This window comes from Actinoallomurus rhizosphaericola, assembly GCF_024055675.1.
Classification (GTDB): domain Bacteria; phylum Actinomycetota; class Actinomycetes; order Streptosporangiales; family Streptosporangiaceae; genus Actinoallomurus; species Actinoallomurus soli.
In genome coordinates, this window is record NZ_JAMXMW010000006.1 from 242,174 (window position 1) to 268,428 (window position 26,255).

General features: G+C 69.8%; 25 protein-coding genes, 1 tRNA gene and 1 other RNA gene. 9 read left to right on the top strand and 18 right to left on the bottom strand.

Going from position 1 to position 26,255, the window contains the following annotated elements; all coding sequences use genetic code 11:
- Positions 1 to 5: 5 nt before the first annotated feature.
- The gene (locus NE234_RS16570) at positions 6 to 770 is read right to left on the bottom strand and encodes an SDR family oxidoreductase (RefSeq protein WP_252781177.1); all 765 of its coding nucleotides are present in this window, start codon (positions 768 to 770) and stop codon (positions 6 to 8) included.
- 101 nt (positions 771 to 871) lie between these two features.
- On the opposite strand from NE234_RS16570, the gene NE234_RS16575 reads away from it, so the two are divergent.
- Both NE234_RS16575 and NE234_RS16580 read left to right on the top strand, forming a co-directional pair.
- Positions 872 to 1,714: a helix-turn-helix transcriptional regulator gene (locus tag NE234_RS16575; protein ID WP_252781178.1), complete on the top strand. Its 843-nt coding sequence runs from the start codon at positions 872 to 874 to the stop codon at positions 1,712 to 1,714.
- 480 nt (positions 1,715 to 2,194) lie between these two features.
- On the top strand, positions 2,195 to 3,280 hold the full coding sequence (locus NE234_RS16580) for a phosphatidylinositol-specific phospholipase C domain-containing protein (protein ID WP_252781179.1): 1,086 nt from the start codon (positions 2,195 to 2,197) through the stop codon (positions 3,278 to 3,280).
- Between the two features lie 90 nt (positions 3,281 to 3,370).
- Here the strand turns inward: NE234_RS16580 and NE234_RS16585 are convergent, their stop codons facing one another.
- From NE234_RS16585 to NE234_RS16595, 3 genes are all read right to left on the bottom strand, one after another.
- Positions 3,371 to 4,150, bottom strand: a complete 780-nt coding sequence (locus NE234_RS16585) for an IclR family transcriptional regulator (RefSeq protein WP_252781180.1) — start codon at positions 4,148 to 4,150, stop codon at positions 3,371 to 3,373.
- Positions 4,151 to 4,267: 117 nt separating this feature from the next.
- Positions 4,268 to 4,831, bottom strand: coding sequence for a DJ-1/PfpI family protein (locus tag NE234_RS16590; protein WP_252781181.1), 564 nt, complete (start codon positions 4,829 to 4,831; stop codon positions 4,268 to 4,270).
- A gap of 139 nt (positions 4,832 to 4,970) precedes the next feature.
- A complete protein-coding gene (locus NE234_RS16595) occupies positions 4,971 to 5,570 on the bottom strand; it encodes a peroxiredoxin-like family protein (RefSeq protein WP_252781182.1) in 600 nt (199 codons plus the stop codon).
- 71 nt (positions 5,571 to 5,641) lie between these two features.
- Between NE234_RS16595 and NE234_RS16600 the strand changes: the two genes are divergently transcribed.
- On the top strand, positions 5,642 to 6,283 hold the full coding sequence (locus tag NE234_RS16600; protein ID WP_252781183.1) for a TetR/AcrR family transcriptional regulator: 642 nt from the start codon (positions 5,642 to 5,644) through the stop codon (positions 6,281 to 6,283).
- A 12-nt stretch (positions 6,284 to 6,295) separates the two neighbouring features.
- On the opposite strand, the gene NE234_RS16605 is transcribed toward NE234_RS16600, so the two are convergent.
- The 5 genes from NE234_RS16605 to NE234_RS16625 all read right to left on the bottom strand — a co-directional run bounded on the left by NE234_RS16605 (position 6,296) and on the right by NE234_RS16625 (position 10,060).
- Positions 6,296 to 6,991 (bottom strand): hypothetical protein, encoded by a 696-nt coding sequence (locus tag NE234_RS16605; protein WP_252781184.1) that lies wholly within the window; start codon positions 6,989 to 6,991, stop codon positions 6,296 to 6,298.
- 131 nt (positions 6,992 to 7,122) lie between these two features.
- On the bottom strand, positions 7,123 to 8,229 hold the full coding sequence (locus tag NE234_RS16610) for an AAA family ATPase (protein WP_252781185.1): 1,107 nt from the start codon (positions 8,227 to 8,229) through the stop codon (positions 7,123 to 7,125).
- Complete coding sequence (pnuC, locus tag NE234_RS16615) at positions 8,226 to 8,876, bottom strand: nicotinamide riboside transporter PnuC (protein WP_252781186.1); 651 nt, start codon at positions 8,874 to 8,876, stop codon at positions 8,226 to 8,228. The genes NE234_RS16610 and pnuC overlap by 4 nt, the downstream gene beginning before the upstream one ends.
- Positions 8,877 to 8,982: 106 nt before the next feature.
- Positions 8,983 to 9,798: a PIG-L family deacetylase gene (locus tag NE234_RS16620; RefSeq protein ID WP_252781187.1), complete on the bottom strand. Its 816-nt coding sequence runs from the start codon at positions 9,796 to 9,798 to the stop codon at positions 8,983 to 8,985.
- A gap of 34 nt (positions 9,799 to 9,832) precedes the next feature.
- Entirely contained in the window at positions 9,833 to 10,060 is a 228-nt protein-coding gene (locus NE234_RS16625) for a hypothetical protein (protein WP_252781188.1), read from the bottom strand.
- Positions 10,061 to 10,232: 172 nt separating this feature from the next.
- On the opposite strand from NE234_RS16625, the gene NE234_RS16630 reads away from it, so the two are divergent.
- Positions 10,233 to 11,183: a D-alanyl-D-alanine carboxypeptidase family protein gene (locus NE234_RS16630; protein ID WP_252781189.1), complete on the top strand. Its 951-nt coding sequence runs from the start codon at positions 10,233 to 10,235 to the stop codon at positions 11,181 to 11,183.
- Between the two features lie 12 nt (positions 11,184 to 11,195).
- Complete coding sequence (locus NE234_RS16635; protein WP_252781190.1) at positions 11,196 to 12,959, top strand: S9 family peptidase; 1,764 nt, start codon at positions 11,196 to 11,198, stop codon at positions 12,957 to 12,959.
- 30 nt (positions 12,960 to 12,989) lie between these two features.
- On the opposite strand, the gene NE234_RS16640 is transcribed toward NE234_RS16635, so the two are convergent.
- Together NE234_RS16640 and NE234_RS16645 are read right to left on the bottom strand one after the other, a co-directional pair.
- On the bottom strand, positions 12,990 to 14,711 hold the full coding sequence (locus tag NE234_RS16640; RefSeq protein WP_252781191.1) for an ABC transporter ATP-binding protein: 1,722 nt from the start codon (positions 14,709 to 14,711) through the stop codon (positions 12,990 to 12,992).
- Between the two features lie 870 nt (positions 14,712 to 15,581).
- Complete coding sequence (locus NE234_RS16645) at positions 15,582 to 16,244, bottom strand: TetR/AcrR family transcriptional regulator (RefSeq protein ID WP_252781192.1); 663 nt, start codon at positions 16,242 to 16,244, stop codon at positions 15,582 to 15,584.
- A gap of 157 nt (positions 16,245 to 16,401) precedes the next feature.
- Between NE234_RS16645 and NE234_RS16650 the strand changes: the two genes are divergently transcribed.
- Positions 16,402 to 17,121 carry a hypothetical protein gene (locus NE234_RS16650; RefSeq protein WP_252781193.1) on the top strand — a complete coding sequence of 240 codons (720 nt, stop codon included), beginning with the start codon at positions 16,402 to 16,404 and terminating at the stop codon, positions 17,119 to 17,121.
- Between the two features lie 61 nt (positions 17,122 to 17,182).
- Here the strand turns inward: NE234_RS16650 and NE234_RS16655 are convergent, their stop codons facing one another.
- From NE234_RS16655 to ffs, 7 genes are all read right to left on the bottom strand, one after another.
- Positions 17,183 to 18,247 carry an aspartate-semialdehyde dehydrogenase gene (locus NE234_RS16655; RefSeq protein ID WP_252781194.1) on the bottom strand — a complete coding sequence of 355 codons (1,065 nt, stop codon included), beginning with the start codon at positions 18,245 to 18,247 and terminating at the stop codon, positions 17,183 to 17,185.
- Entirely contained in the window at positions 18,244 to 19,512 is a 1,269-nt protein-coding gene (locus tag NE234_RS16660; RefSeq protein ID WP_252781195.1) for an aspartate kinase, read from the bottom strand. Before NE234_RS16660 ends, NE234_RS16655 begins: the two co-directional genes overlap by 4 nt.
- Before the next feature lie 243 nt (positions 19,513 to 19,755).
- Positions 19,756 to 20,319, bottom strand: coding sequence for a DUF5063 domain-containing protein (locus NE234_RS16665; RefSeq protein ID WP_252781196.1), 564 nt, complete (start codon positions 20,317 to 20,319; stop codon positions 19,756 to 19,758).
- Entirely contained in the window at positions 20,312 to 20,911 is a 600-nt protein-coding gene (recR, locus tag NE234_RS16670; RefSeq protein WP_252781197.1) for a recombination mediator RecR, read from the bottom strand. The genes NE234_RS16665 and recR overlap by 8 nt, the downstream gene beginning before the upstream one ends.
- Positions 20,912 to 21,136: 225 nt before the next feature.
- Positions 21,137 to 21,493: a YbaB/EbfC family nucleoid-associated protein gene (locus tag NE234_RS16675; RefSeq protein WP_252781198.1), complete on the bottom strand. Its 357-nt coding sequence runs from the start codon at positions 21,491 to 21,493 to the stop codon at positions 21,137 to 21,139.
- Between the two features lie 223 nt (positions 21,494 to 21,716).
- Positions 21,717 to 23,834 (bottom strand): DNA polymerase III subunit gamma and tau, encoded by a 2,118-nt coding sequence (locus NE234_RS16680; RefSeq protein ID WP_252781199.1) that lies wholly within the window; start codon positions 23,832 to 23,834, stop codon positions 21,717 to 21,719.
- 22 nt (positions 23,835 to 23,856) lie between these two features.
- An RNA gene (gene ffs / locus NE234_RS16685) (signal recognition particle sRNA small type) lies at positions 23,857 to 23,953 on the bottom strand.
- A gap of 50 nt (positions 23,954 to 24,003) precedes the next feature.
- Here ffs and NE234_RS16690 point away from each other — a divergent pair.
- The 3 genes from NE234_RS16690 (at position 24,004) to NE234_RS16700 (ending at position 26,129) form a co-directional block, all read left to right on the top strand.
- Complete coding sequence (locus NE234_RS16690) at positions 24,004 to 24,345, top strand: DUF952 domain-containing protein (RefSeq protein WP_252781200.1); 342 nt, start codon at positions 24,004 to 24,006, stop codon at positions 24,343 to 24,345.
- A 10-nt stretch (positions 24,346 to 24,355) separates the two neighbouring features.
- Positions 24,356 to 24,443: transfer RNA gene (locus NE234_RS16695), tRNA-Ser, on the top strand.
- A 465-nt stretch (positions 24,444 to 24,908) separates the two neighbouring features.
- Entirely contained in the window at positions 24,909 to 26,129 is a 1,221-nt protein-coding gene (locus tag NE234_RS16700; protein WP_252781201.1) for an ATP-binding protein, read from the top strand.
- Positions 26,130 to 26,255: the final 126 nt, after the last annotated feature.

Genomic DNA, 26,255 nt, shown 5'->3' on the forward strand with positions numbered 1-26,255 from the left:
GTCGGTCATTTTCCGTGCGGGTCGGAGGAGTTGAGCGTGGCGACGACCTGGTCGTAGTCGCCGCGGGCCTCCCCGTAGCGCAGGAACTTCACGCGCTCGACCTGGATCTCCTTCGCGTCGGGCCGGGTCTCGAGCAGCTCCATGACCTCCGTCACGAACTCGTCGAGCGGCATCGCGAACTCGCTCTCCTCCTGGCCCGGCAGCAGCGAGGTGCGGACGGCCGGCGGCTCGAGCTCCACGATCTTCACGCTCGTGTCGGCGAGCTGCAGCCGGATCGACTCGCTCAGCATGTGGATGGCGGCCTTGGACGCGTTGTAGCTCGGCGTGACCTTGAGCGGCGTGAACGCCAGACCCGAGGAGACGGTGACGATCGTGGCGTCCGGCTGAGCCTGCAGGTGCTCGATGAACGCGGCGATCAGCCGGATCGGGCCGAGCACGTTGGTCGTCACGACGGACTCGGCCGAGGCCAGGAACGACTCGGGCCGGTGCCAGTCCTCGATCTTCATGATGCCGGCCATCGCGATGAGGACGTTCAGGTCCGGGTGCCTGGCCAGGACCTGCTTCGCGGCGGCCTCGATGCTCGCGGCGTCCGCCGTGTCGATCTGCACGGTGTCGATGCCGGGGTGCTCGGCGGCGATCTGTTCCAGCAGTTCGGTACGGCGGCCGCCGACGATGACGGTGTTGCGCTTGGCCTGGAGTTCGAGGGCGAGGGCGAGACCGATGCCGCTGGTGGAGCCGGGGATGAAGATGGTGTTTCCGGTGATGTCCATGGCTCCAGACTCACCGGTCGAACACCCTGCGTACAGAGAGCGGTCATCGGGGGATCGGCGGTCCCTGGTTCGCCCGGAGGCGCCGGCCGAATAATGGGTGCATGGATCGTGCAGCACTCGCGGACTTCCTGCGTCGCCGCCGCGACGCGCTACGCCCCGAGGACGTCGGGCTTCCCGAGGGCGCGCGCCGCCGGGCTCCCGGCCTCCGGCGGGAGGAGGTCGCGGCCCTCGCCGTGATGTCGACCGACTATTACACGCGGCTGGAGCAGCAGCGCGGTCCGCAGCCGAGCGAGCAGATGCTCGCGTCGCTCGCCCGGGCGCTGCGGCTGTCGAACGACGAGCGCGACTACCTGTTCCAGGTGGCCGGACAGAACCCGCCGGCGCCGATGTCGGCCGCGACGTACGTCGCCCCGGCGCTGCTGCGGGTGCTGGACCGCCTCTCCGACACCCCGGCGCTCATCCTGTCGAACCTGGGCGAGACGCTCGTGCAGAACCGGATGGCCGAGGCACTGTTCGGTGACAAGTCGGGCTACACGGGCCTCGCCCGCAGTGAGATCTACCGGTGGTTCACCGATCCCTCGGAGCGGCTGCGCTATCCCGAGAACGACCGGGACCGGCAGAGCCGCGCCCAGGTCGCGAACCTGCGCGCGGCCTACGGGTCGATGGGCCCGCACTCCCCGGCGGGCGACCTCGTACGGGCGCTGCAGAAGGCGAGTACGGAGTTCGCCGCGTTGTGGGAGCGGCACGAGGTGGCCAAGCGTTTCGAGGACCACAAGACGCTCGTCCATCCCGAACTCGGCCCGATCGAGGTGGACTGTCAGGTGCTGTTCACCGAGGACCAGTCGCAGGCACTGCTCGTGCTCACCGCCGCCCCGAACACCGAGGACCACGAGAAGCTGCGGCTGCTCGGGGTGGTCGGGCACCATCGCTTCGCCGAGACCTGAGACGGCCGGCCTGCGCGCATGTAAGGACCTACAGGGCGATTTCCCTGCGCCGGCATTGTCCGGGTCAGGTTGTGGGGGTCGCCGTTGAGCAGCCTCTCGGCTGCTTCGGCCTCTCAGCCCGTTCCCTATGGATCCCGTCCTGGCGATCCGTTCGGTCGAGCTCCCTCGCACGTCCCGTAGGCCAACTCCCACTCTGCCCCGGTACGTCTCCTGCCTCAAGGGACCAACGTCCCGGGCCACGGGACCTTCGTCCCGAATCCGCGTATGAAACCGCCCTCACTCGGCCCACTACTGGACCGGGATGCCCGCGTCAATTAGTGAGTTCATACGGAGATCAGGGTCTCTTCTCGACGGATCCTGAGGTTGACAGAATCGACTTCACATCGGCGATCGAATGCCTCTTCCTCCATAGCCGCGAACCGGCTAAATATTCATCCGTACGCTCTTTCTTCCTCACCGTACCGGTTTAGCGTTCCCCTCGTGGAGCTGAAACTAGGAGGCGAGATGCTGGTCGGCCTTCGACGGTGCGTCGCGGTGGCCGCGGCCGCCATGCTGGCGGGAGCGCTCGGAGTGGGCGGCTCGGTCCTGTCGGCGCGTACGGCACGGGCGGACGTGTCGCTGGCGCAGACGACCGTGGTCGGCGTGCACAACACCTACAACCCCGACGCCTACCCGTACCTGGCCAAGGCCCTCGACGCCGGCGCGTCGATGGTCGAGCTCGACGCCTGGGACGACGTCTTCACCCGCGAGTGGAAGGTCAGCCACGATTCGCTGACCAGCAACAAGAACAACTGCGTCGACGCGTCGAGCCCGTCCGACATCTACTCGGGCAGCGCCAATAAGGACCTCGGATCATGCCTCGACGACATCAAGTACTGGCTGGCCGCGCACCCCGGAAAAGGCCCGATCTACGTCAAGGTCGAGCTCAAGGCCGGATTCCAGAACAACTACGGTATGGGGCCTGCGGCGTTCGACGCCGAGGTCAACTCCCATGTCGGAAGCGTTCTGTACCGGCCCGCCGACCTCCTGGGCGGCCACGCCAGTCTCGATGAGGCCGCCCGGGCGAACGCCTGGCCGAGCCGCGCCGCGCTCGCCGGGAAGATCATCATGTACGTCATCCCGGGCACGGTCGAGCTGGGCAATCCCACCGACACGCTGCACACGGACGTGGAGTACGCCACGTACCTGAAGAACCTCCGCGCGGCGGGCAAGATGGCGACCGCGACGACGTTCCCCGCCGTCCTCGGCGCGGCGTCCGGCGACCCGCGCACGCAGTACGCCGACACCTCGATCCGGCCGTGGTTCGTCGTCTTCGACGGCGACGCCGCCACGTACGTCAACGGCGTCGACACGTCCTGGTACGACACGAACCACTACCTGCTGACCATGACCGACGCGCACAACGTCTCGCCCGCGATCGACCAGTACGACCCGCCGGTGTCCGACGCGCAGGCCCGGGTGGCCAAGCTGGCCACCGACCACGCGACCGTCGTCTCCTGCGACTGGTACGGCCTGTCGAGCGTGCTGTCCCAGGTGCTGAACCGCGGCGCCGCGTCGGCGAGCTGAACCGGCCCCGGGGCCGCCCCTCACGGCGGCCCCCGCAGGCGCGCCCCCCAGCCGCCCCGGAGTGGTCCGCGGCCGCGCCGGGGCAGCGGCTCAGCAGGGGCTGAGCAGGTCGGCGCCCTGTCGTACGGCCTCGATCATCCGATCGCGATGGGCATCGAAGTACGGTGCCGGGGCCGAGGCCGCCACCGCGCCCACGACCGTGCCGCGATCGTCGCGGACCGCGGCCGCCACGCAGGCCAGGTCGGGGCGGAACTCCTCGATCTCGTCGGCGACTCCCGTGGCACGGACCCGTGCCAGCTGGTCCTCCAGGTCCGCGAGCCGGGTGACGGTCCGGCTCGTCAGCCGGCGCAGTCCGGCGCCCGCCAGGTAGTCGCGGCGCTGACCGGCCGGGAGGAAGGCCAGGAGGACCTTGCCGAACGCCGTCGCGTGCGCCGCCTCGTGGAACCCCACGTCCAGCGGACGGACCCGGGGCGTACGCGGTGAGTCGACGACGTCGGCGACCACGAGGTGTGCGTCACGCAGCACGCTGAAGTAGACCGCCGTGCCGCCGACCCGGTGCGCGTGCCGGAGCGCGTCGGCGACGCCGGGGCCCGGCCGCAACTGTTCGTGCAGCCGCTGGTGGAGGCCGGCCACCTGGTAGCCCAGGCCGTATCCGCGGGCGTTCGGCAGCCGGACGAGGTAACCCTCGTGGACCAGTGTGCCCAGGAGGTGGTACGTCGTCGACAGCTTGAACCCGCACCGGCGGGCGACCGCCTTGGCGGTGACCCCGTCGCCGGCCGACGCGACCGCCTCCAGGACGCGAAGGGCGCGTTGCACCGAGCCCACCAGGCCGTCGGGCACCGGCCGGCACTCGTCGGTCTCCACGGTCATCGCGGCACCTCCCTCGGGCGTGCCCGCAGCGTAGGACACCCGAGCGGCGGCGTCATCCCCCAGGGCCCGCGCACCGCGCCGGGTGCGGTACGGCGCGCGGACGGGAGGGGCGTCCCGTCAGCCGACGGGGGCGGCGACCCGAAGGATCTTGAGGAACTCGCGCATCCAGGCGGGGTGGTCCGGCCAGGCGCGGCCGGTGACGATCGAGCCGTCGATGTGCGCCTCGCTGTCCACGAACGAACCGCCGGCCGCCTCGACGTCGGGCGCGAGCGCCGGGTACGCGCTGGAGGAGCGGTCGCCCAGGACGCCCGCGGCGGCGAGCACGAGCGGGCCGTGGCACAGCGCCGCGATCGGCTTGCCCTCCTCGGCGAAGTGCCGGACGATGCGGAGGCACTCGGCGTCGCCGCGGATGTACTCGGGCGCGCGACCGCCGGGGATCACCAGCGCGGCGTAGTCCGCCGGGTCGACGTCCGCGAACGCCACGTCGGCCGGCCACATACGACCGAACTTCTCGGTGTACGTGTCGAAGCCGTCCACGAAGTCGTGCACGACGAACTGCAGCTTCTTCGCCGTCGGAGCGGCGATGTGCACCTCGTACCCCTCCTCCAGGAGCCGCTGGTACGGGTACATGACCTCGAGGTCCTCGGCCGCGTCGCCCGTGACGATCAGCACCTTCGGCATGGTGCAGCACCTCCGTGACTGTGGGGAAACACCGTACGACCGATCGTGTCCCGTCCCTGCTCACAGGGTCAACCGCGGAGATTCCACCCGCCGGAAAAACGGACAAATCACCTACGTACTCAGCGCTCCCGAGCGGTCCTCAACGGCACTGCTCGCGGAGCGTCGGAGCGCGGGAGGCGAGGGTGAGGAGTTCGTCGACGGACCACTGGTCGTAGGCGTGTTCGCCGTACTTGCAGGCGATGACCGTGCCGTCCTCGGCGATGAGGAGGTCGGCCGGGAGGCCGAACCGGCCGCCGTGCGGGATCGCCGCGGGCGGGCGCTCGCGGCGGCGGGCGACCGCCCAGGCGCTGCGCAGCACCGCCCGCGTGATCGGTCCCCAGGCGCGCGGGTGCAGCAGTGCGCGCTTGGCCGACTCGACGCCGAACTCCACGTACATCCGCTTGCCGGGGTCGGCGACGACGGGGAACGGCAGGTCCGTGACGTACTCGCGCAACTCCTCGGCGGGCGAGTGGAAGAGCACCACCTCCCGGACGCCGGCCGCCTCGATCTCGGCGTGGCGGCGAATGATCGACCGCAGGTGGAGGTTGCAGACCGGGCAGCCCGCGAAGCGGCGGAACTGCAGGTGGACGAGGCGCCCCGGCGTCAGGAGCCGGAACGGGGAGCCGATGACCGGGGTGAGTTCGCGGTCCTGGATGACGCTGCCGGGGTGGACCTTCCGTGCATCACCGGATGCGGTCATCGCGGCACCTCCCTTGTAGGCGTACAACATACGCTAACACTCGTGCGCGTGCCTTGTACGCTTTCGAGACCATGCCACGCCCACGCTCGCTCACCGAGTCGCAGATCGCCGCGGCCGCGCTCACGGTCATCGACCGCGACGGGCTCGCCGCCCTGACCATGCGCGCCGTCGCCAAGGAACTCGGGATGGGGACGATGTCCCTCTACCGCTATGTCGACGATCGCGAGCAGTTGGAAGGGCTCATCGTCGAACGCGTGCTCGGCGCGGTCGACACCACGCCACCGGTCGGCGGGTCGTGGCGGGAACGACTCGTGACCATGGTGGAGCGCGTACGGGACGCGGTCGCCGCGCACCCGGAGGTGGTGCCGCTGACGCTCACCCACCGGCAGAGCTCACCGAGCAACCTGCGCTGGGCGGAGACGGTGCTCGGCATCCTCACCGAGGCGGGGATCGACGGCGAGCGCCGCGTCATCGCGCTACGCGGCCTGATCGCCTACGTGGTCGGGGCGATCCAGCTGGAGCACCTCGGCCCGCTGTCGGGCGCGGGCACCCGGCGGATCGCCGCCCTGCCGGCCGGCGAGTTCCCGCTGATGGCCGAGACCGGGCGGCTGGCGGCGACAGTGCCGACGGACGAGGAGTTCCGCGCGGGCCTCGCGCTCCTGCTGAACGGGCTGGAGCACGAGGCCGGCGCGGGTGGGGCTCGCCTCGAATGATCCGGAGGCGGCTCAGCGGACCTTGACGACGTCGCTCGGGGACGTCTCGACGTCGAACGCCGACGTGCCGGGGAAGTACGCCCGCCACGCCCCGGTCTTCCGCGCGGTGAAGCTCTTACGGAAGCGGCCGTCCCGTCCCGTCGTGGTGGAGCCCATCAGCCGCCAGCTCGACGCGCCCGTGGCCTTGAAATAGACCCGGATCGGCTTACCCGCATAACCGATGTACCACGGCGCTTGCCGGTATTTGACGTGCATGAGCCGGCCCGTCACCGTGACCTTTCCCCCGGCGCGGACGGGTTCGGGCGCGGCGTTCAACGCCTTGATCTGGGTGTTCCCCTTTTCCCAGTACGAGGCCGAGCGTTCGGCGAGGGCCTTGCCCTTCGCGTTGTAGGCGGTGACCTTGACGGTCCACTTGCCGAAATTCGGGCTGCAGTTGACATCGATGATGTGCGGCTCTCCCGGCCGGGCGGTCTCGCTGTAGGCGCGCTCGCCGCTCGGCTTGTAGAGCCGCATCACGACCTTGCTCACGCCAGGGCCGTCGCCCGCCCACGTGACGTCGTCCTCGGGAGGAGTACAGCGCTCGACGTAGTTGACGATGAGGCGATTCGAGACTGTGAGCTCGACCTTCGGGGTATCCGCGGAGGCGGGAGATGCGACCCACAGCACGGGAACGAACGACGCGACGGCGGCCATCGCCACGTGGCGCATTGACATATCTCACCGATTTCTCGTGGGACATTCTCGAGAGAAAGGAATGATCTTCGCAGACGCCCGATCCTCCATCAATCCGATTCCGGGATCCGGCCTCTACCGGCCGCACGCCGAATGGCCGCCGCCGGTCAGAGCGGGGCGGTGAAGGTCCAGCCCTTGCCCAGGAGGGCGTCGATCGCGGCGACGGCGGTGGCGAGACGGTCCTCGTGGGTCCCGGTGACGACGACGTACGGCAGGGCGCGCCGGTCGAGCTCTTCACGGAACCGCGCCGACATCCGTTCCCGGATCGACTCGCCGTCGCGCCAGCCGTCCTGTTCGAAGGGCACCCCGGCGGTGTCCGTGAGGATCCACAGGTCGTGGCGGGCGCGGGCGTGCAGGCGCTCGACGTCGGGCGACAGGGTGCCGAGGTAGCGTTCGTGCCACAGGGACGTGGCGAACGCGTCGGTGTCGCAGATCAGCAACGGCGAACCCGAGCGGGCGGCCGCGTCCTCCAGGGCGAGGTGCCGTTCGGCGATCAGCGTGAACTCCTCCGGTGACCAGTCGAGGTCGCCGATCCACAGGCCCGGGTCGGTCCGCCGGGCGGCGGCCAGCTTCTCCTCGCAGTAGACGCGGCCGTACTCCGGGACCCACCGGGTCGCCGCCCAGACGCCGCCGCGGGCGGAGTAGTGCGCGGCCAGGGCCCGGCTGAGCGTCGTGGTGCCCGAGGACTCCGCGCCCAGGACGACGACGCGCCGGGCCAGGTACGCGCGTACGGCGGGCGTGAGCCACTCCCAGCAGCCGACGGGGTCCCGGCGTACGGCGGTGCCGCTGACCGGGAACCGGTCGCGCGGCGGGTCGACGGGGACGTGCGCGGCGGCGAACCGGCGCGCGAGTTCGGGGCCGTACGCCTCGGAGCTGAACACCACGTCGACCGGCGGCAGGCCGAGCGCGCCGACGCCCTGCCCGGACGCCGCCTCCAGGCCCGTACGGAACGCCGCGACGTGCGCCGCCCAGATCTCGTCGGAGTCGTAGTCGACCTCGACGTCGTCCATGACCGGGACGACCTCGACGTTCGGCTGGGGGTGCCGCTCCCGTAGCCAGGCCGCGCGCAGGGCCAGGGGGATGCTCTCCACGGTCGAGGCGGCGACCACGACGGTGACGCGATCGCAGGCGGCCGCGGCCGTGTCGATCAGGTGGTGGTGGCCCGCGTGCGGCGGATAGAACTTCCCGATGACCAGCCCGTGCCGGTAGTTCATGGGGCCACCGGCGCGGACGCCGTCCGCCGCTGGGTCCAGTCCGTCCGCCAGGCGAGCAGCCCGGCGACGCACAGCGCGAGGAAGACGACGTACAGCACGCTGGTCAGGTAGAGGTGCTTGTAGGCGTACAGCGGGATGTAGATCAGGTCCGCGCCGATCCACAGCCACCAGGACTCCAGCAGCTTGCGGCTCTGGCCGTACGTCGCGGCCAGCGAGATGGCGGTGGTCAGCGCGTCCCAGAAGGGGACGTTCGAGTCGGTCCAGGTGCCGAGCACCCACGTCAGCAGGCCGGTGGCCGCGAGGCCGGCGGCCGTGATCCCGGCCCACTCGACGCGGGACGTGCGCTGGACGACGCGTTCACCGCGGTCCCGCCCGCCGTACAGCCACTCCCACCAGCCCCAGACCTGCAGGACGACGTAGACGGCCTGCAGGCCCGCGTCGGCGTACAGGCCGCCGTCCACGAAGATCAGGCCGAGCAGGAGGACGTTGGCGATGCCGACCGGCCAGTTCGCGATGTGCTGGCGGACGACGAGCCAGACGTTGATCGCTCCGGTGACGAAACCGAGGACCTCGGCCCAGCTCGTCGGCGTGCCGCCGAGGGTGACGGCGGGTTCCAGCAACGGACCCAGCAGGCTGTGCAGCGACAATCCGGCACGCTCCAGTGATCAGTCGACGGCCAGCAGAACCCTACAGGTCGGACTTTCATCGCAGGAGGTGGCAATTCCGGCATGCGTCGCGGAAACGAGACCTCCGTCAGCGGAGGCCGGCGAACAGGTCGTCCTCCCTGTCGGGGGCGGGAACGGTGCTGAAGCGGCGCACGAAGTCCTCGCGGCCGAGCACCTGGCGCTGCACCTCGTCGGGCATGCCCAGCATGAAGCCGGTGTCTCCCTGGCTGGCGTGGGCCTTCAGGGCCTTGAGCTTGCGCTCGAAGTACGCGGAGACGTCGACGACGGTGGTGATCTCCTCATCCGGCGTCCCGAAGTCCTCCGGGAGCTCGAACTCGCCCATGTCGACGCCGGTGCTGCGCAGGTGATCCATCATTTTGGCGATACCGGCCCGGGAGATGGCGGTGTGGTAGAGCTTGCGGGGGATTCCCGTCGCCTCCGCGGCGGCGACCGCGATCCGGTGGGCCTGGATGTGGTCGGGGTGCCCGTAATTGCCGTTCTCGTCGTAGGTCACCACGACCTGGGGGCGGTACCGCTCCATCAGCTCGGCGAGCCGGCCCGCCGACTCGTCGAGGGGGACGTTGGCGAACACCCGGGCGTCGGCGTTGGAGTCCCAGCCGGCCATGCCCGAGTCGGGGTAGCCGAGGAGTTCGACGTGGCCGATGGCCAGGTGCGCGACCGACTCGCGGAGCTCCTCCAGCCGGAAGCGGCTCACCTCCGCCGGGTCGTGCCCCGGCTCACCGGGCTTGACCCCGTCGGGGCCGTCGCCCTGTTCCCCGTTCGTGCAGGTCACCAGGACCGTACGGACGCCCTCCTCGGCGTACCGCGCGAAGACGCCGCCCGTGCCGATCACCTCGTCGTCCGGGTGGGCGTGCACGGCCATCAGTGTGAGTTCGGATTCCATGGGCCCCAGCATGCACGTAACGGGGCCCCTTCGGTCAGCGGGAGCGGCGGCGACGACGGCGCCGCCAGATCTTGGCGCACTCGGCGCAGGTGTTCGGGGGAGGCGCGGAGGTGGACTCTCCGCGCACGGTCATGACCACGCCGCAGTAGGCGACGACGGTGGACCCGGCGGGCCGGGCGGGCGGCGGGTAGCCGTGTGTGACCTCCTCGTCACCGGTGCCGTCGGGCCTCAGCGCGAGCTCTGTCGAGGATCTCGGCGTCACCCCTCAACGGTACGACGCGAAACTGTGAACGTCCCGATCAGGGGCGGAACAGCCGTCGCACGCCGTATCCGACTGACCGGATCCGGCCCATAGATCCCCCGAGTCCTGTTTGCAGCTGAATTGATCTACTGCGAGCATGCTTGCTTTCCCCCCACAATCCTCAGGAGTCCGCATGCGTCGCAGCGCACGCCTGGCCGCCGCCACCGTCGCGGGGGCACTGATCTCCTCACTTCCGCTGGCCGCCCCAAGCGCCCTCGCGGCCGCGCCGTCCCGTACGACCGCCGCAAGGGTCGTGACCGCCGCCTCCGCGCCGTCCGGCGTCGCGGCCAAGGGCGCCTACATCTACGACGCGTCCAAGGGCAAGAAGCTCTGGGGACGCGCCACGACCACGAAGCGCCCGATCGGCAGCATGACCAAGGTCATGACGGCGCTCGTCGTGATCCGCGCCGGCAACCTCGACCGCACGGTGACCATCAAGAAGTCCTACGTCGACCACGTCAAGAACAACGACGCCTCGACCGCCGGTCTGAAGACCGGCGACAAGCTGACCGTCCGGCAGCTGCTCAGCGGCATGATGCTGCCGTCCGGCTGCGACGCGGCGTACGCCCTCGCCGACGTATACGGCCCCGGGCAGACCAAGTTCCTCGCCAAGATGAACAAGACCGCCAAGTCGCTCGGCATGACGAGCACCTACTTCCGGACCGCCGACGGCCTGCCCACCTCCACCAAGAAGGAGGGGTACTCCACGCCGAGCAACGTCATCAAGCTGACGACGAAGGCGATGGCCAGCTCGACGTTCCGGTCCATCGTGGCGCAGAAGACCTACAAGCTGTCCCAGACCAGCAGCCACAAGGCCTACAGCTGGACGAACACCAACCTGCTGCTCGGCCAGTACAGCGGCACGATCGGCATCAAGACCGGCCACACCGACGCCGCCGGGTACTGCCTGCTGTTCGCGGCCAAGCGCGGCGGCCGCACCATCTACGGCCTCGTCCTCAACAGCACGACCACCGACCCGAACCGTCGCTTCACCGACGCCGCCAAGATGCTCGACTGGGCGTACGGCACCAAGTCCGCTCAGCTCCACCTGCAGTCCGTGCCCGCGGGTCCGCAGACGGACTGACACACTTGACCCATGGGTGACGACGAACGCTGGAAGGCCCGCTTCCGGGCCGCTCGGGTGAGCCTGCCCGGCTGGGCGCACGACGCGCCGCACCGGTCGGTGTACCGCTCGAACGCCACGGGCACGTGGGAGATCTACGCGTGGGACCGTACGACCGGGGACCGCAGGCAGGTCACCGACCGGCCGAACGGCACCTGGATGGCCGGCATCGAGCCGACCGGCGCGTGGATCTGGTGGTTCTCCGACACCGACGGCGACGAGTTCGGGGTGTGGAAGCGCCAGCCGTTCGGCGGCGGGCCGGACGAGCCCGCCGTTCCGGGCCTGGAGCCCTCCTACCCCGCCGGGCTCTCGGTGGGATCCAGCGGCCTCGCCGTCATCGGCCGGTCCACGGACGGCGGCACGACCATCCACGTGTCCCGTCCGGGGGCCGACCCGTACGTCCTCTACTCCCACGCCGAGGACGCCTACGCCATCGACCTGTCCAAGGACGAGTCGCTCATCGCGATCAACCACAGCGAGCACGGCGACAGCCGGCACATGGCGCTGCGGGTCGTACGGACCGGCGGCGAGACCGTCGCCGACCTGTGGGACGGCCCCGGCAAGGGGCTCGGCGGCCTGGCGTTCTCGCCCGTCCCCGGAGATCAGCGGCTGCTCGTCGAGCACGAGCGCCGGGGCAAGCCCGAGCCGCTGATCTGGAACCCGGTGAGCGGCGACGTCCAGGAGATCACGCTGGACCTCCCCGGCGAGATCGGCGCGGACTGGTACGCCGACGGGTCCGCGCTGCTCATCTCGCACTCCCACCACGCGCGGGACGAGCTCTACCGGTACGACCTGGCGAGCGGCGAGCTCTCGCGGATCGACACGCCGCGCGGAGTGATCGGCAGCGCCACGGCGCGTCCCGACGGAACGGTCGAGTTCTCCTGGTCGTCCTCGGCGTCCCCGCCCGTGATCCGGTCCACGACGGGCGAGGTCGTGCTCGCCCCGCCCGGCCCGCCCGCGCCCGAGTCCGTTCCGGTCGAGGACGCCTGGGTCACGGGTCCGGGTGGTGACATCCACGCCCTGGTCTCCAAGCCGGAGGGCCCGGGGCCGTACCCGACGGTCTTCGACGTCCACGGCGGCCCGACCGCCTACGACTCCGACGCGTTCTCGCCGGACGCCGCCGCGTGGGTGGACCACGGATTCGCCGTCGTCCGCGTCAACTACCGGGGGTCCACCGGCTACGGCAGCGCCTGGCGCGACGCCATCGAGGGCCGCCCCGGGCTGACCGAGCTGGAGGACATCAAGGCCGTCCGCGACTGGGCGGTCTCCTCCGGGCTGGCCGACCCGGCGCGGCTCGTCCTCACCGGCGGCTCCTGGGGCGGGTTCATCACCCTGCTCGGCATCGGGACCCAGCCGGAGGACTGGACGGTCGCGATCGGCATCGTCCCGGTGGCCGACTACGTCGCGGCCTACGAGGACGAGATGGAGGCGCTGCAGGCGTTCGACCGGTCGCTGTTCGGCGGCTCACCGGCCGAGGTGCCCGAGCGGTACGAGGCGTCCTCCCCGATCACCTACGTCGAGCGGGTCACCGCACCGGTGCTGGTCATGGCCGGGGAGAACGACCCGCGCTGCCCGATCCGCCAGATCGACAACTACCTGGCCCGCCTTCAGGAGCTGGGCAAGGAGCACGAGGTCTACCGGTACGACGCCGGGCACGGCTCCCTGGTGGTGGAGGAGCGCATCCGCCAGGTCGCCGCGACCATCGACTTCGCCCGAAAGCACCTCGACCTGAGCTGAGCCGTGAGGCCACTGACAAGTCAGGTTGACTCAGGCCGCACGACTCGGGCGGGTGTGGACCGTCCGCGGCCGCTGCGGCATCGGTGTCTCGCCGATAACGACGACTTTGTCGGCCTGCGGCGCCAGGTGCAGGTCGTGGGTGATGAGGATGGTCGTACGGCCGGCCATCAGCCGCCGCAGCGGCTCCAGCACCCGGCGGGCCGTCGGCGCGTCCAGGCCGGTGGTCGGCTCGTCGAGGATCAGGACGGGACTGTCGCGGAGCATCGCCCGTGCGATGGCGATCCGCTGCCGCTGCCCGCCGGACAGCAGGCGGCCCCGCTGCCCGACGGGCGTGTCGTACCCCTGGGGCAGCGCGGTGATGAAGTCGTGCGCCTCGGCGGCCCGCGCCGCGGCGACGATCTGCTCATCGGTGGCGTCCGGCCTGCCGTACGCGATGTTGTCGCGTACCGTGCCGGGGAACAGCATGTTCTCCTGCTGCATCAGCGTCACGGTGTCCCGCAGCGTCGCAAGCGACAGTTCGCGGATGTCGACGCCGTCGAGGCGGATCCGCCCGGCCTGCGGATCGTAGAACCGCAGCAGCAGCTTGGTGATGGTCGACTTGCCCGAACCGCTCGGCCCCGTCAGCAGCACGAGCTCCTCGGGCCCGGCTCGGAACGACAGGTTCTCGATGGCGGGCCGGTCCTTGCCCGGGTAGCAGAAGGTGACATTGTCGAACGCCACCCGTCCCCGTCGCGCGGTCCGCGTACGGGCCGCCGGATGGTTGGCCACCGCGGGCAGGGTCTCCGTGATCTCGACGATGCGCTCGGCGCTCGCCGTCGCCTCCGAAGCCGTCAGATTGACCTGCCCCAGGCTCTGGATCGGGGGGTACAGGTAGCCGAGGTAGGCAGCGAAGGACAGCAGGCCGCCCAGGGTGATGCGATCGTTGGTGAGCTCCCAGGCGCCGAAGCCGAGCACGACGAGGACGCACAGCGTCTCGATGACCTGGACCAGCGGCTCGTACAGCGCGGACAGGCGGGTCTCGGCCATCTTGGCCTCCAGCCATGACAGGCCCTCCCGGTGCAGCCGCCGCTGCTCGGCCCGCTGCCGGTTGTACGCCTGGACGAGCGCCTGGTTGGACAGGCTCTCCTCGACCACGCTCGTCAGCGCCCCATCGCTCTCCCGCTCCTGGACGGCGGCGTCCCGGAATCGCGAGGTGAAGTTCCGCATGGCGAGCCAGAACAGCGGGGCGACGGTGAACGACACGAGCGCCAGATCCCACCGCACGTACAGCGCCGCGACGGCGAAGAAGACGGCGCTGACCGCCGCCGTGACCGTGGTGATCACGCCGGAGGCGACGAATTGCTCGATCGCCTCGATGTCCCCGGTGAGACGGACGATGAGGTCGCCGAGTTTGCGGTCGTCCAGGAAGTCGGGGGACAGCCGCTGGACGTGAGCGAACACCGTGTCGCGCAGCCGGAGCAGGAACCGCTCCCCGACCAGGGTGGTGAGATAGTTCCCGCCGAAGGTCGCGACGCCCGCCAGGACCGTGACCTCCAGCCACATCAGGGCCGGCGTCCAGAAGGCGTGCAGGTTCTTGGCGGCCAGGACGCGATCGGTGATCTCGCCGAACAGCCAGATGGCGACGACCTCGCACGCCGCGGAGAGGATGAGCAGGAGCGCGCCGACCACGAGCCACCGGCGCATCCCGCGCGTGTACGGCCAGAAACGGCGGAACGCCTCCCGCGTCGAAATGCTGGAAGACTCCTCTTCCACGGACGACCGATGCATTGTTTCCTCTTTCCGTGCCACAGAGGAAGGGAGCCGAGGGCCTCATCGGCCCGCCGACTCCCGAACCCCTAGGGCTGATTACCGGTGCGTGGTCGGCTTGGGGAGCGGCTTGGCGGCCTCCTTGAGGTGCTTGCGCGGCGGCTTCGGAGCCGGCTTCTTCTTGGCAGGAATCGGCGCGATCTTACGGAAGCTCATTTCCGTATCCCTTCTTCTCTCCGTCGCCGTTAGGCGCTGACAGGAAAAACACTAGGGTGCCCGCCTGAGAACCCGTAAAGAACGAGATGAGAGTCGCTTGAAATCGCCCTGAGATCGTCTTAAGGCACCCGTCGGCCGCAGCCGGAGCGGATCACCACCCGCGGGCGTCGATGGCTCTGAACAGCCCGGACGCCGACCATGAGCCCTCGACGGCGCCCGTGCGGGGACGGCCGGAACGACGAAACGCCCCGGGATCGGTAACGGCGGGCTCGATCTCGCGGGACGCACATGATCAACTTTTCATGGACGAAAAGAAAAAAGAGCCGACGGGCTGATCGCCCGTCGGCTCTACCCCCCTACGGCCGCTTAGCAGTGCGTGGTCGGCTTGGGGAGCGGCTTGGCGGCCTTCTTGAGGTGCTTGCGCGGCGGCTTCGGAGCCGGCTTCTTCTTGGCAGGAATCGGCGCGATCTTACGGAAGCTCATTTCCGTATCCCTTCTCTCCGTCGCCGTTAGGCGCTGACAGAAAAGACACTAGGAGGCCCGCCTGAGAACCCGCCAAGACGAACATGAGAGCTGTTTAAGATCGAACCCTGAGAAGGCTCAACTGTCTCTGCGGCGCGGCCAGGGGCGCTGAGCCGCCTGCCCTAGCGGTCGGCGCGCCTACCGCCGGAGGTCGCGGTAGGTCGCCAGGGCGTCCCGGACGATGCCTCGCATCCCCGGCACCCGGGCGAGGCCGACGAGGCGGTCGATCAGCGGGACCGTACGCTCGATCAGCCGATAGGTCTTGGCCGCGTCCGGCGAGCTGTCGTACACCCAGTGCAGGATCACGCCCATGCTGTAGAGCCAGAGCAGCTCGGGCAGGTCGGCGCGGATCTCCGCGTCGGCCTTCAGGGTGGAGCCGTCCACGAGCTCGCGGTAGACGGCGACCGCGGCCTCGCGGATCGGCGCCGACTCCTTGCTGAACGGGCTGAGCGGGCTCGTCGGCTCCGCCGCGTACTTGAAGAACTTCCCCGCGAACTCCTTGTACGGCTGCAGCGTGTCGATCCGGGCGCGGACCACCCCGAGCAGCCGCGCGCGGAACTCCCGCTCCCGCGCCAGCACGGCCCGGCACGCCTCGGTGTGATCGTCCTGGGAGTGCTCGTAGTAGAGCTGGATCAGCTCTTCCTTCGAGGAGAAGTAGTAGTAGGCGTTGCCGACGGACACGCCGGCCTCGGCGGCGATCGCCCGCATCGTCGTCGCCTCGTAGCCACGCTCGCGGAACAGCCGCAGAGCGGTCTTCGCGATCAGATCTCTCGTCTGCTCGGACTTGGTCGGTGTGGCCACACGCGACACTGTACGACTCTCCGAGGACCGACCGGGTCCGTCATCCACAGGCCAGAACTGGGTGTGGATTGCGGAAAGCGGCGCGTCCCCTGCCGGAGTGTCGCGCTCCCCACGATCAATGCTGCGACTGGCGCATGCGACAGTACGGGAGGGCTACATGTCGATACGCACCGCCGTCATTGCCGGCTGCGCCGCGGGGTTCTGCACGTTAATGGCCGGTCCGGCCATGGCGCGCACCCACACGCCGACGTCGCAGCCCGGCCTGCTGCACCAGCGGCTGGCCGGAGCGCTGTTGCGGGCGGTGGGGGTCCGCTGGGTCTCCAGTGGCCACTGCTCCCGGCGCGGCGATTCACGTTGCACCTCGTTCGAGGGGCTGCGGGCGGCGACGTTCGCCGGGCTGCTGGCGCTGAAGGAGGCCAGCCACTGCCACCTGACCGTCTCGGGCGGTACCGAGGCGGGCCACGCGGCGGGACGCTACAGCCACGGCGCCGGCTACAAGCTCGACCTCCTGCCCAACCGGTGCCTCGACAGGTACATCCCGGAGCACTTCGAGCGCGTCCCGACACGGGGCGACGGCGCGGTGCAGTACCGCGCGCCCGGGCCGGTGATGTTCGCCCGTGAGCGGTCCCACTGGGACATCACGTTCGGCGGCGCACCGGACGCTCTGCCCGGCCGTAAGGGCGTCAGGACGCCGCCCGGACGCGACCCGGATCGGACCGGACGGGGGGAGGACGGATCCGAGGCGGAGCAGCCGGACAGGCCGGGAGCGGGTCACGCACCCGGCCGTCCGGTGGGCGCGCCGGGGGCGACCGCCCCGGACCGCGGCCACGGGAACGGCGGCCCCACCGGGGTCGATGACGACGACGCGGACGACTAGGTTTCCCGTGAAACACGAGCGTCCCGGCGGTGCGCCGCACCGCCGGGACGTCTCGGGTCGGTCAGAACTCGGCGGCGACCAGCTCGGCGATCTCCGCGGCGTTCAGCGCGGCGCCCTTGCGCAGGTTGTCACCGCAGACGAACAGGTCCAGGGTGTTCGGGAAGTCGATCGCCTGACGGATCCGGCCGACGTACGTCGGGTCCGTGCCGACCACGTCGGCGGGCGTCGGGAACACACCGTTCGCCGGGTCGTCCATGACGACGACGGTCGGGGCGGCCTCCAGGATCGAGCGGGCGCCCTCCACCGTGACCGGCCGCTCGAACGTCGCGTGCACGGCCAGCGAGTGCGTCGTGATCACCGGCACCCGTACGCAGGTGGCGGAGACCTTCAGGTCCGGGATGCCCAGGATCTTGCGGGACTCGTTGCGGAGCTTGAGCTCCTCCGACGCCCAGCCGCCCTCCTTGAGCGACCCCGCCCACGGCACGACGTTCAGCGCCATCGGCGCCGGGAACGGCGACTCGGTCTCACCGAGGCGGTTCTGGATCGCCTTGCGCACGTCACCGGCCGTCTGGCCGAGCGTACGGTCGCCGGCGACCGCCTCGATCTCCGCGTACAGCCGCTCCGTGCCGGCCACTCCCGCCCCGGACACCGCCTGGTACGAGGCGACGACGAGGGAGTCCAGGCCGTACTCCGCGTGCAGCGCGCCGATCGCGGCCATCATCGACAGGGTGGTGCAGTTCGGCGTCGAGATGATGTTCCGCGGCCGGTTCCGTACGGTCTCGGGGTTCACCTCGGGAACGACGAGCGGTACGTCCGGCTCCATGCGGAACGCGCCGGACTTGTCGACGACCACCGCGCCGCGCTCGGCGGCGATCGGCACCCAGACCTTCGACACCTCGTCCGGCACGTCGAACATCGCGATGTCGACGCCGTCGAACACGTCGGCGGTCAGCTCCTGCACGACGAGCTCCTCGCCGCGTACGGGCAGCCGCTTGCCTGCGGAACGGGCGGAGGCGACGAGACGGATCTCGCCGTAGACGTCCTCACGGGAGGACACGATCTCCCGCATGACGGTGCCGACCGCGCCGGTGGCGCCGACGAGGGCGAGGGTGGGCTTCCTGCTCATCGGCCGGTACCTCCGTAGACGACGGCCTCCACCTGGTCGGCGTCCAGGTCGAACGCATGGTGGGCGGCGGTGACGGCGGCGTCCACGTCGTCCTGGTCGACGACCACCGAGATCCGGATCTCCGAGGTGGAGATCATCTCGATGTTGACGCCCGCGTCGGCGATCGAGCCGAAGAACTTGGCGGTGACGCCGGGGTGGGAGCGCATGCCCGCGCCGATCAGCGAGACCTTGCCGATCTGGTCGTCGTAGCGGAGCGAGTCGAACCCGATCTGGTCCTTGATCTTGTTGAGGGCCTTGATCGCGGCCTGGCCGTCCGCACGCGGCAGCGTGAAGGAGATGTCCGTACGGTTGGTCGCCGCAGCCGAGATGTTCTGCACGATCATGTCGATGTTGATCTCGGCGTCGGCCAGCGTCGAGAAGATCGTCGCCGCCTCGCCGACCTTGTCGGGCACCCCGACCACGGTGATCTTGGCCTCGCTCCGGTCGTGCGCGACACCGGAGATGATCGCTTGTTCCATCTGGTTTCCCTCGATGCTGGTCTTGACCCACGTACCGGTCTTGTTGCTGAACGACGACCGCACGTGGATCGGCATGCCGTACCGCCGGGCGTACTCCACGCAGCGCAGGTGCAGGATCTTCGCGCCGCACGCCGCCATCTCCATCATCTCCTCGTAGGAGATGTCCGGGATGCGGCGCGCCGCCGGGACGATCCGCGGGTCGGCGGTGAAGATCCCGTCAACGTCGGTGTAGATCTCGCAGACGTCCGCGCCGAGCGCGGCGGCCAGCGCCACCGCCGTCGTGTCGGACCCGCCCCGGCCGAGCGTCGTGATGTCCTTGGAATCCTGGGAGACGCCCTGGAAGCCGGCGACGATGGCGATCGAGCCCTCGTCGATCGCGTCGCGGATCCGGCTGGGCGTCACGTCGATGATGCGCGCCTTGCCGTGCGTGCTGTCCGTGATCACACCGGCCTGGGAGCCGGTGAAGGACCGCGCCTCGTGGCCGAGGTTGGCGATGGCCATGGCGAGCAGCGCCATGGAGATCCGCTCGCCGGAGGTGAGCAGCATGTCCAGCTCACGCGCGGGTGGAAGGGGGCTGACCTGGTTGGCGAGATCGACGAGCTCGTCCGTCGTGTCGCCCATGGCGGACACCACGACGACGACGTGGTGCCCGTCCTGCTTCGTGGAGACGATGCGCTGGGCGACGCGCTTGATGCTCTCAGCGTCGGCGACGGAGGAGCCACCGTACTTCTGCACGACTAGGGCCACGCGTGTGCACTCCTCGGATCGGGATCAGGCAGTCGAACGCCGAGTCTACCGAGGTCAACGCGATACCCAGAGTAATTTGTCCCGCTATGCGAGATTTCCCGAAAGTCGTGTAACGGCCGGGAAACCTTGCGCGAAACGAGCCGGTCGTCACGAGATCCAGGACGGGCCCGGAAGGCCGGACGGCCGGACGGCCGGCCACGGAGTCACCCCGCGACCGGCCGTCCGTGCCGCCGATCACCGGGCTCAGCCCGCGACGGGCTCCTCCATGACGTCCAGCCGGGCGCTCGCCGAGACGGCGTACAGCGCGCGCAGGGCCGCGCCGGCGTGGTTGCCCCAGTGGTTGAAGTAGCTGTACTGCCACCACCACAGCGCCTCGAGCTTGCGGTCGGCGCTGTAGTGACGAAGCCCGTGCACGAGGTCGCTGGCCACGTCCACCAGGTCGTCCGACAGGCGGTAAACGGTGGGCTCGGCGTCCTTGTACGGGTCGAAGACCTCGGCGTACTCGTCGACGGCGGTCAGGCGCTCGGCCAGCCCCTGCCGGATCGTGTCCAGGTCCGGGTCCTCCCCGACGTCCGGCTCCCAGTTGTCCGGCAGGATCACGTCGGTGCTGGCGCCGAGCTGCGCCCCGGCCAGCGCGATCTGCGACACCTCGAGCAGCAACAGCGGCACCGTGTGCCCACCGGCCTCGCCCGTCGCGACGGCGTTCAGGCCGGTCAGGTAGTTCTCGGCGTGCTTCGCCACACGGTCGGCGAGCGTCAGCCAGCTGTGCTCCGAATTACTGTTCTCAGCAATGCTGTTCTCAGACATCGAGCAGCCTCCGTCCTTCGAACGCGCGACCGAGCGTGACCTCGTCGGCGTATTCCAGGTCGCCTCCCACCGGCAGTCCGCTGGCCAGCCGGGTGACGGTCAGACCCATCGGTTTCACGAGCCGGGCAAGATAGGTGGCGGTCGCCTCGCCTTCCAGGTTGGGGTCGGTCGCCAGGATCAGCTCGGTCACCTCACCGTCGGCGAGGCGCTGCATGAGCTCCCGGATGCGCAGGTCGTCCGGGCCGACGCCCTCGATGGGGCTGATCGCTCCGCCGAGCACGTGGTAGCGCCCGCGGAACTCCCGCGTCTTCTCGATCGCGACGACGTCCTTCGGCTCCTCGACCACGCAGATCACGTGGGTGTCGCGGCGGGCGTCGCGGCAGATCCGGCACTGCTCGGCCTCGGCGACGTTCCCGCAGACGCTGCAGAAGCGGACCTTGTCCTTGACCTCCCGCAGCGCCTCGGTCAGCCGCGTGACGTCGGCGGGATCCGCGGCGAGCAGGTGGAAGGCGATCCGCTGCGCGCTCTTCGGCCCGACGCCGGGCAGCCTGCCCAACTCGTCGATGAGGTTCTGGACAACCCCTTCGTACACGGTCCCTCCCTTCTCCTCGTCGACGCGCTCACCGGCACGGGGAGCGCCGTCATGACTGGACGTACTCGTGGAGGCCGCTCACAGCGGGTGGGCGCTCCCACGCGGCACCGGCCGCCATGGGTGACGTCCCGGACGCGCTTCGAGACCTCCCGATCGAAGCGCGCCCGTACGGCGCAGGGCGGGTCCACGGTCGCCACAGCCAAGTGGTGGATCCGCCGCGTCGGGTCACATACCGGGCAGGCCCAGTCCGCCCAGGCCGCCGCCCAGTCCCTCGGTCAATGGTCCCATCTTCTCCTGCACGAGGGTCTGGGCCTCTTCCGACGCATTGTGGATCGCCGCGAGCACCAGGTCCGCGATGGTCTCCGCGGTGTCCGCCGGGTCCGCCGGGTCGATGGCGGCCGGATCGATCACGATCTTGACGACCTCGTTCGATCCGTTGACGGTCGCGGTGACCAATCCGCCGCCGGCGGTGCCCTGGATCTCCGTTTCGGCGAGTTCGTGCTGCAGGCTCAAGAACTGTTCCTGCATGCGCTGCGCCTGCTGCAGCATCTGCTGGATATTCGGCTGGCCACCGGGTTCCACGGTGCTCTCCTTGTTCGATCGTCCGTTGAGACGAGACTACGGGGTCCGACCCCGATCCGGTATGCGGCTCCGGGCAACCCGTACGGCCGTCCCATAACGCCCCCGACCGGGCGGCGAGCCGCGTACGGACGACTCGGCGAAGCCGCCGATCGGCCGAGAAGGATGCCCCGTTCACGGCGGGATGACCGTGGCGTTACCGAGCCTTTCGCCGGACGTCAGGTCGTCAGGTGTTGTCGAACTCCTGGATCACCTTGCCGCCGAGGACCTGCTCGATCAGGGCCATGCCGGTGAGCGCGGCCTCGCTCCCCGCGTCCGCGTCACCCTCCGGATCGACCTCGTCCGCCTCGTCCACCGGCTCGGGCGGCGGCGGAACCGGGGTGGGCGGCGGCGGGGGGACCGGCGCGGACGGGGACGGGGACGGCGTACGAGGCTCGCGAGGCGTAGCCGCTGGAGCGCCCCAGCCGCCCGAATCCGGGGGCGGCGGCGCGGGCCGCGCCCCCTGGCCCGACGATCCACCGGCGAGGATCGCGTCGATGCGCCAGTCGACGCCGAGGATCTCCTTCAGCGCGTCGCGGAGGACGACGTCCTTGCCCCCGGTCGTGAACCCTCGCCGCTTGCCGTCGTTCGCGAACGCCAGCGTGAGCACCTGACCCTCGAGCGACGCGACCTCCACGCCCTCCATCAGGATCCAGGCGACCTTGCTCCGCTGCTTGACCGCCTCCAGGATGTCCACCCACATCCGCCGGATCGCGGCCACGTCCACCCCGCCGGACGGCGCGGCCGCTCCGGAGTTCCCGTTCGGCGTCCCGGCCGACGGCGCGGTGGGAGCGGGCGACGACGCGGTGGAGGGTGTCGGCCAGTCGGCGGCGGACGCCCGGCTCGAGACCGGCGCCGACCCGGAGGCGGTGGCCGGCACGGGCCAGTCCGTGCTGCGGGCACCGCCGGGCGACTCCTCGCGCTGCGCGGGCTGCGCCTGAGACGCGGGCTGGGTCTGCGGCGCGGGCTGGGTCTGCGGCGCGGGCGGGCTCGACGGCCGGGGCCGGGCGGCCTCGACGGGCGCCTCGGCCCGCGGAGCGGCCGGCCGCGGTGCCGGAGGGCTCTGAGGAGCGGACGGCTGTGCGTGCTGCTGCGGTACGGAGGCGGCGGGAGCCGGAGCCGCCGGGACCGGAGCCTGGCCGCCGATGGCGACGCGGCGTTCCAGCCGCTCCAGACGGGTCAGCAGCGAGGCCTCGTCGTCGTACGCGGCCGGCAGCAGGATCCGGGCGCCGATCAGCTCGAGCAGCAGGCGCGGCGACGTCGCCCCGCGCATCTCCGTAAGGCCCGTGTGCAGCAGGTCGGCGGCGCGCGTCAGCTCCGCCGGACCCAGCCGGGACGCCTGCGCCTGCATCCGCTCGAGCTCGTCCGGCGGCACGTTCAGCAGGCCCGTCGCGCCGGAGTCGGGGATGTTCGACAGGATGACCAGATCGCGGAAGCGCTCCAGCAGGTCGGCGGCGAACCGCCGCGGATCCTGCCCGCCCTCCATGACCCGGTCGATCGCGGCGAACACCGCCGCCCCGTCCCGCGCCGCCACCGCGTCCACGACCTGGTCCAGCAGGGACGAGTCGGTGTAGCCCAGCAGGGACACCGCGCGGGCGTACGTGATGCCCTCCTCGCCCGCGCCCGCGAGCAACTGGTCGAGGATCGACTCGGAGTCACGGGCGGACCCGGCCCCGGCGCGGACGACCAGCGGGATCGCGGCCGGCTCGTACGGCACGCCCTCCTTCTGCAGGATGTCCTCGAGCAGCTCGCGGAGGGTGCCCGGCGGGATCAGCCGGAACGGGTAGTGGTGCGTACGCGACCGGATCGTCCCGATGACCTTCTCGGGCTCGGTGGTCGCGAAGATGAACTTCAGGTGCGGAGGCGGCTCCTCGACGAGCTTCAGCAGCGCGTTGAACCCCTCACGGGTCACCATGTGCGCCTCGTCGATGATGTAGATCTTGTAGCGCGCCGCCACGGGCGCGAAGAAGGCGCGCTCCCGCAGATCACGGGCGTCGTCCACACCACCGTGGGACGCGGCGTCGATCTCGATCACATCGATGTGGCCGGCCCCGGACGGCCCGAGCGCGACACACGACTCGCACTCGCCGCACGGCTCGGGAGTCGGACCCTTCTCGCAGTTCAGCGAGCGGGCGAGGATCCGCGCGCTCGACGTCTTGCCACAGCCCCGCGGACCGCTGAAGAGGTACGCGTGATGGATGCGCCCGTTGCGCAACGCCTGCTGCAGCGGCTCGGCGACGTGCTCCTGCCCCTTGAGCTCGGCGAACGTCGCTGGCCGGTACTTGCGGTACAGAGCCAGACTCATGGGGGTCCGTCCTCGTCGAAAAGCAGAGGACCCCCCGCACACCCGTCAGAGCCTGCTTATCCTTGCTGCCTTCCGGCCCTGGGGAGGTTCACAGGATGGACGCCGTGCGAGGGGTCTGATCCGAGTCTATGGCATCCGGGGCACGGGTTCGGCCCGTACGCTCGGCTTCATGGCGAGCGATCTGCGGGACACGCGTGCACCGATCTTCCACATCGCCGAACGGGCCCAGTGGGAGGCCGTGCGAGACGCCGGCCGCCCGTACGAGGTGTCGACCCGCGGCCGTACGCTGGCGGAGGAGGGCTTCATCCACGCCTCCCGCGACGAGGGCCAGGTGAGCAAGGTGCGGCACGCCTTCTACGCCGACCTGGACGATCTGGTTCTCCTCGTGATCGATCCGGCGGGTCTGGACGTCCGCCACGAGCCCGTCGGCGACGACGTCTTCCCCCATATCTACGGCCCGATCCCGCTCGAGGCGGTTATCGAGGTTCGCGCACTGCCCGAGAACCGGTAGGCTCTGCGGCGGAGGATTCGCCTAGTGGCCTAGGGCGCACGCTTGGAAAGCGTGTTGGGGGCAACCCCTCGCGAGTTCGAATCTCGCATCCTCCGCCACGCCGCACAGGCGGAGCGCGAGGCCGGTACCCACGGGTGCCGGCCTTTCGTGATCTCTAGCCTCGACCTGAGCGAATGCCGGTCATCCGTCCGCCGCGTCACACCTATTCGTGACTCGCGTTCGCGGGCCGCCGCCAGGCCGACCTCCTGGCGACAAGCAGTCTGCACGCACTGACTTGATCACCAGCGCCTACTGGGCTCTACACGCACTGATCGCGGGTGGCCCCGAGTCCACTGCGCACTTCCCCCGCCCGCGACTTGGCGGAGCGGACCGTGGACGTCCGCCCATGCCTTAGACCGCAGAGGCCTTCGGCGGATGACCCATGAGCTTTTCGGTAGACCGCCCACCAATCCTTCGGCAGATCGCCCACGATCGGTTCGGCAGAACGCCCACACAACCTGGTCTAGCTGCGGTACTCTCGCCGAGTGCAAGGCGATGGATTGTATGCCCGACACGCTGAGGCGATGGCGCTCGAAGCGCTCACCGACACTCGCGTCGTGGTGGTCAACGGCGCTCGGCAGGTAGGTAAGAGCACGCTGGCCAAGTTGATCGTCGAACGATCTCCCGGCGCGCGGGAGTTCTATCTGGACGATCCTGCCGTACGTGCGGCGGCTGAGAGTGACCCCAGCGCCTTCGTGAAGCACGATGACCTGTTGTTGATCGACGAGATCCAGCGGGTCCCGGAGTTGTTGTTGTCGATCAAGAGGGAGGTCGATCGGGACACGCGTCCAGGCAGGTTCCTGCTGACTGGTTCCGCTCGTCTCCTGGGGCTGCGTGATCTCCCTGACGCGTTGCCCGGGCGATCCGAGACGATCGAGTTGTGGCCGCTGTCGCAGGGGGAGATCGACGGAACACCGGACGGGTTCGTGGACGCGGTGTTCCGCGAGGGCGTTGAGGTCTCTCTGCCCGCCTGCGAGTTGACCAAGCGCGACTACGTGGCCCGGGCATTGCGCGGCGGTTATCCGGAAGCCGTCCGGCGGGATCCGGGGCGCCGGAGGGCGAGGTTCTTCGACTCGTACATCACGGATCTGGTGACGCGGGATGTACGGCAGATATCCGATATCGAGCGGCCGGCGGAGATGCGTCGGCTCCTCAGCGTGGTGGCCGCGCGGATGGGGACGTTGGCCGTGGTGCAGTCGATGGCCAACGATGTCAGCCTTCCGCGGATGACACTTTCACGCTATCTGGATCTGTTGGAGCTGGTGTTCGTCATTAGGAGGATTCCCGCCTGGTCGTCCAACCTGACCACTCGCGCCATCTCGACACCCAAGTTGATCGTCACCGATTCCGGACTGGGTGGAAGACTCATAGGCATGTCGGAGGAGCGTGCCAAGGATCCGACCGCCCTGGTAGGGCCCTTGTTGGAGAACTTCGCGATCGGCGAGGTGGCGCGCCAGCTCAGTTGGGCCGAGGAGCCCGTTCAGCTCTTCCATTACCGCGACCGCGATAAGGTCGAGGTCGATATGGTGCTCGAGCATGCGTCCGGTCAGGTGATCGGCATCGAGGTCAAAGCGGCCGAGACCGTGCGGGGCGAAGATTTCCGTGGCGTACGGCACCTCGCGGATCGGCTTGGTGACCGATTCCAAGCGGGGTTCGTCTTGTACGCAGGCGAACAGTCACTGCCTTTCGGTGACAAGCTCAAGGCACTGCCGATGGCTGCGTTGTGGCAACTAAGAGCACCCTGAGCCTACGTGCGAAGTGGCGTTCCTACCCGCCATCCCACATGCGGAGCGTCGCAACCGGCCGCACGCACCGGGCGACCTAGTCTCAGTCTTAGTCTCATTCGCCGACGTTCGCCGCTGTTCAGCAGA

Coding starts and splice junctions, on each gene's coding strand:
- NE234_RS16570 (WP_252781177.1), bottom strand. CDS start 770: ATGGACATCACCGGAAACACCATCTTCATCCCCGGCTCCACCAGCGGC.
- NE234_RS16575 (WP_252781178.1), top strand. CDS start 872: ATGGATCGTGCAGCACTCGCGGACTTCCTGCGTCGCCGCCGCGACGCG.
- NE234_RS16585 (WP_252781180.1), bottom strand. CDS start 4,150: ATGACCGTGGAGACCGACGAGTGCCGGCCGGTGCCCGACGGCCTGGTG.
- NE234_RS16590 (WP_252781181.1), bottom strand. CDS start 4,831: ATGCCGAAGGTGCTGATCGTCACGGGCGACGCGGCCGAGGACCTCGAG.
- NE234_RS16595 (WP_252781182.1), bottom strand. CDS start 5,570: ATGACCGCATCCGGTGATGCACGGAAGGTCCACCCCGGCAGCGTCATC.
- NE234_RS16600 (WP_252781183.1), top strand. CDS start 5,642: ATGCCACGCCCACGCTCGCTCACCGAGTCGCAGATCGCCGCGGCCGCG.
- NE234_RS16605 (WP_252781184.1), bottom strand. CDS start 6,991: ATGCGCCACGTGGCGATGGCCGCCGTCGCGTCGTTCGTTCCCGTGCTG.
- NE234_RS16610 (WP_252781185.1), bottom strand. CDS start 8,229: ATGAACTACCGGCACGGGCTGGTCATCGGGAAGTTCTATCCGCCGCAC.
- NE234_RS16620 (WP_252781187.1), bottom strand. CDS start 9,798: ATGGAATCCGAACTCACACTGATGGCCGTGCACGCCCACCCGGACGAC.
- NE234_RS16630 (WP_252781189.1), top strand. CDS start 10,233: ATGCGTCGCAGCGCACGCCTGGCCGCCGCCACCGTCGCGGGGGCACTG.
- NE234_RS16635 (WP_252781190.1), top strand. CDS start 11,196: ATGGGTGACGACGAACGCTGGAAGGCCCGCTTCCGGGCCGCTCGGGTG.
- NE234_RS16650 (WP_252781193.1), top strand. CDS start 16,402: ATGTCGATACGCACCGCCGTCATTGCCGGCTGCGCCGCGGGGTTCTGC.
- NE234_RS16655 (WP_252781194.1), bottom strand. CDS start 18,247: ATGAGCAGGAAGCCCACCCTCGCCCTCGTCGGCGCCACCGGCGCGGTC.
- NE234_RS16665 (WP_252781196.1), bottom strand. CDS start 20,319: ATGTCTGAGAACAGCATTGCTGAGAACAGTAATTCGGAGCACAGCTGG.
- NE234_RS16680 (WP_252781199.1), bottom strand. CDS start 23,834: ATGAGTCTGGCTCTGTACCGCAAGTACCGGCCAGCGACGTTCGCCGAG.
- NE234_RS16690 (WP_252781200.1), top strand. CDS start 24,004: ATGGCGAGCGATCTGCGGGACACGCGTGCACCGATCTTCCACATCGCC.
- NE234_RS16700 (WP_252781201.1), top strand. CDS start 24,909: ATGGCGCTCGAAGCGCTCACCGACACTCGCGTCGTGGTGGTCAACGGC.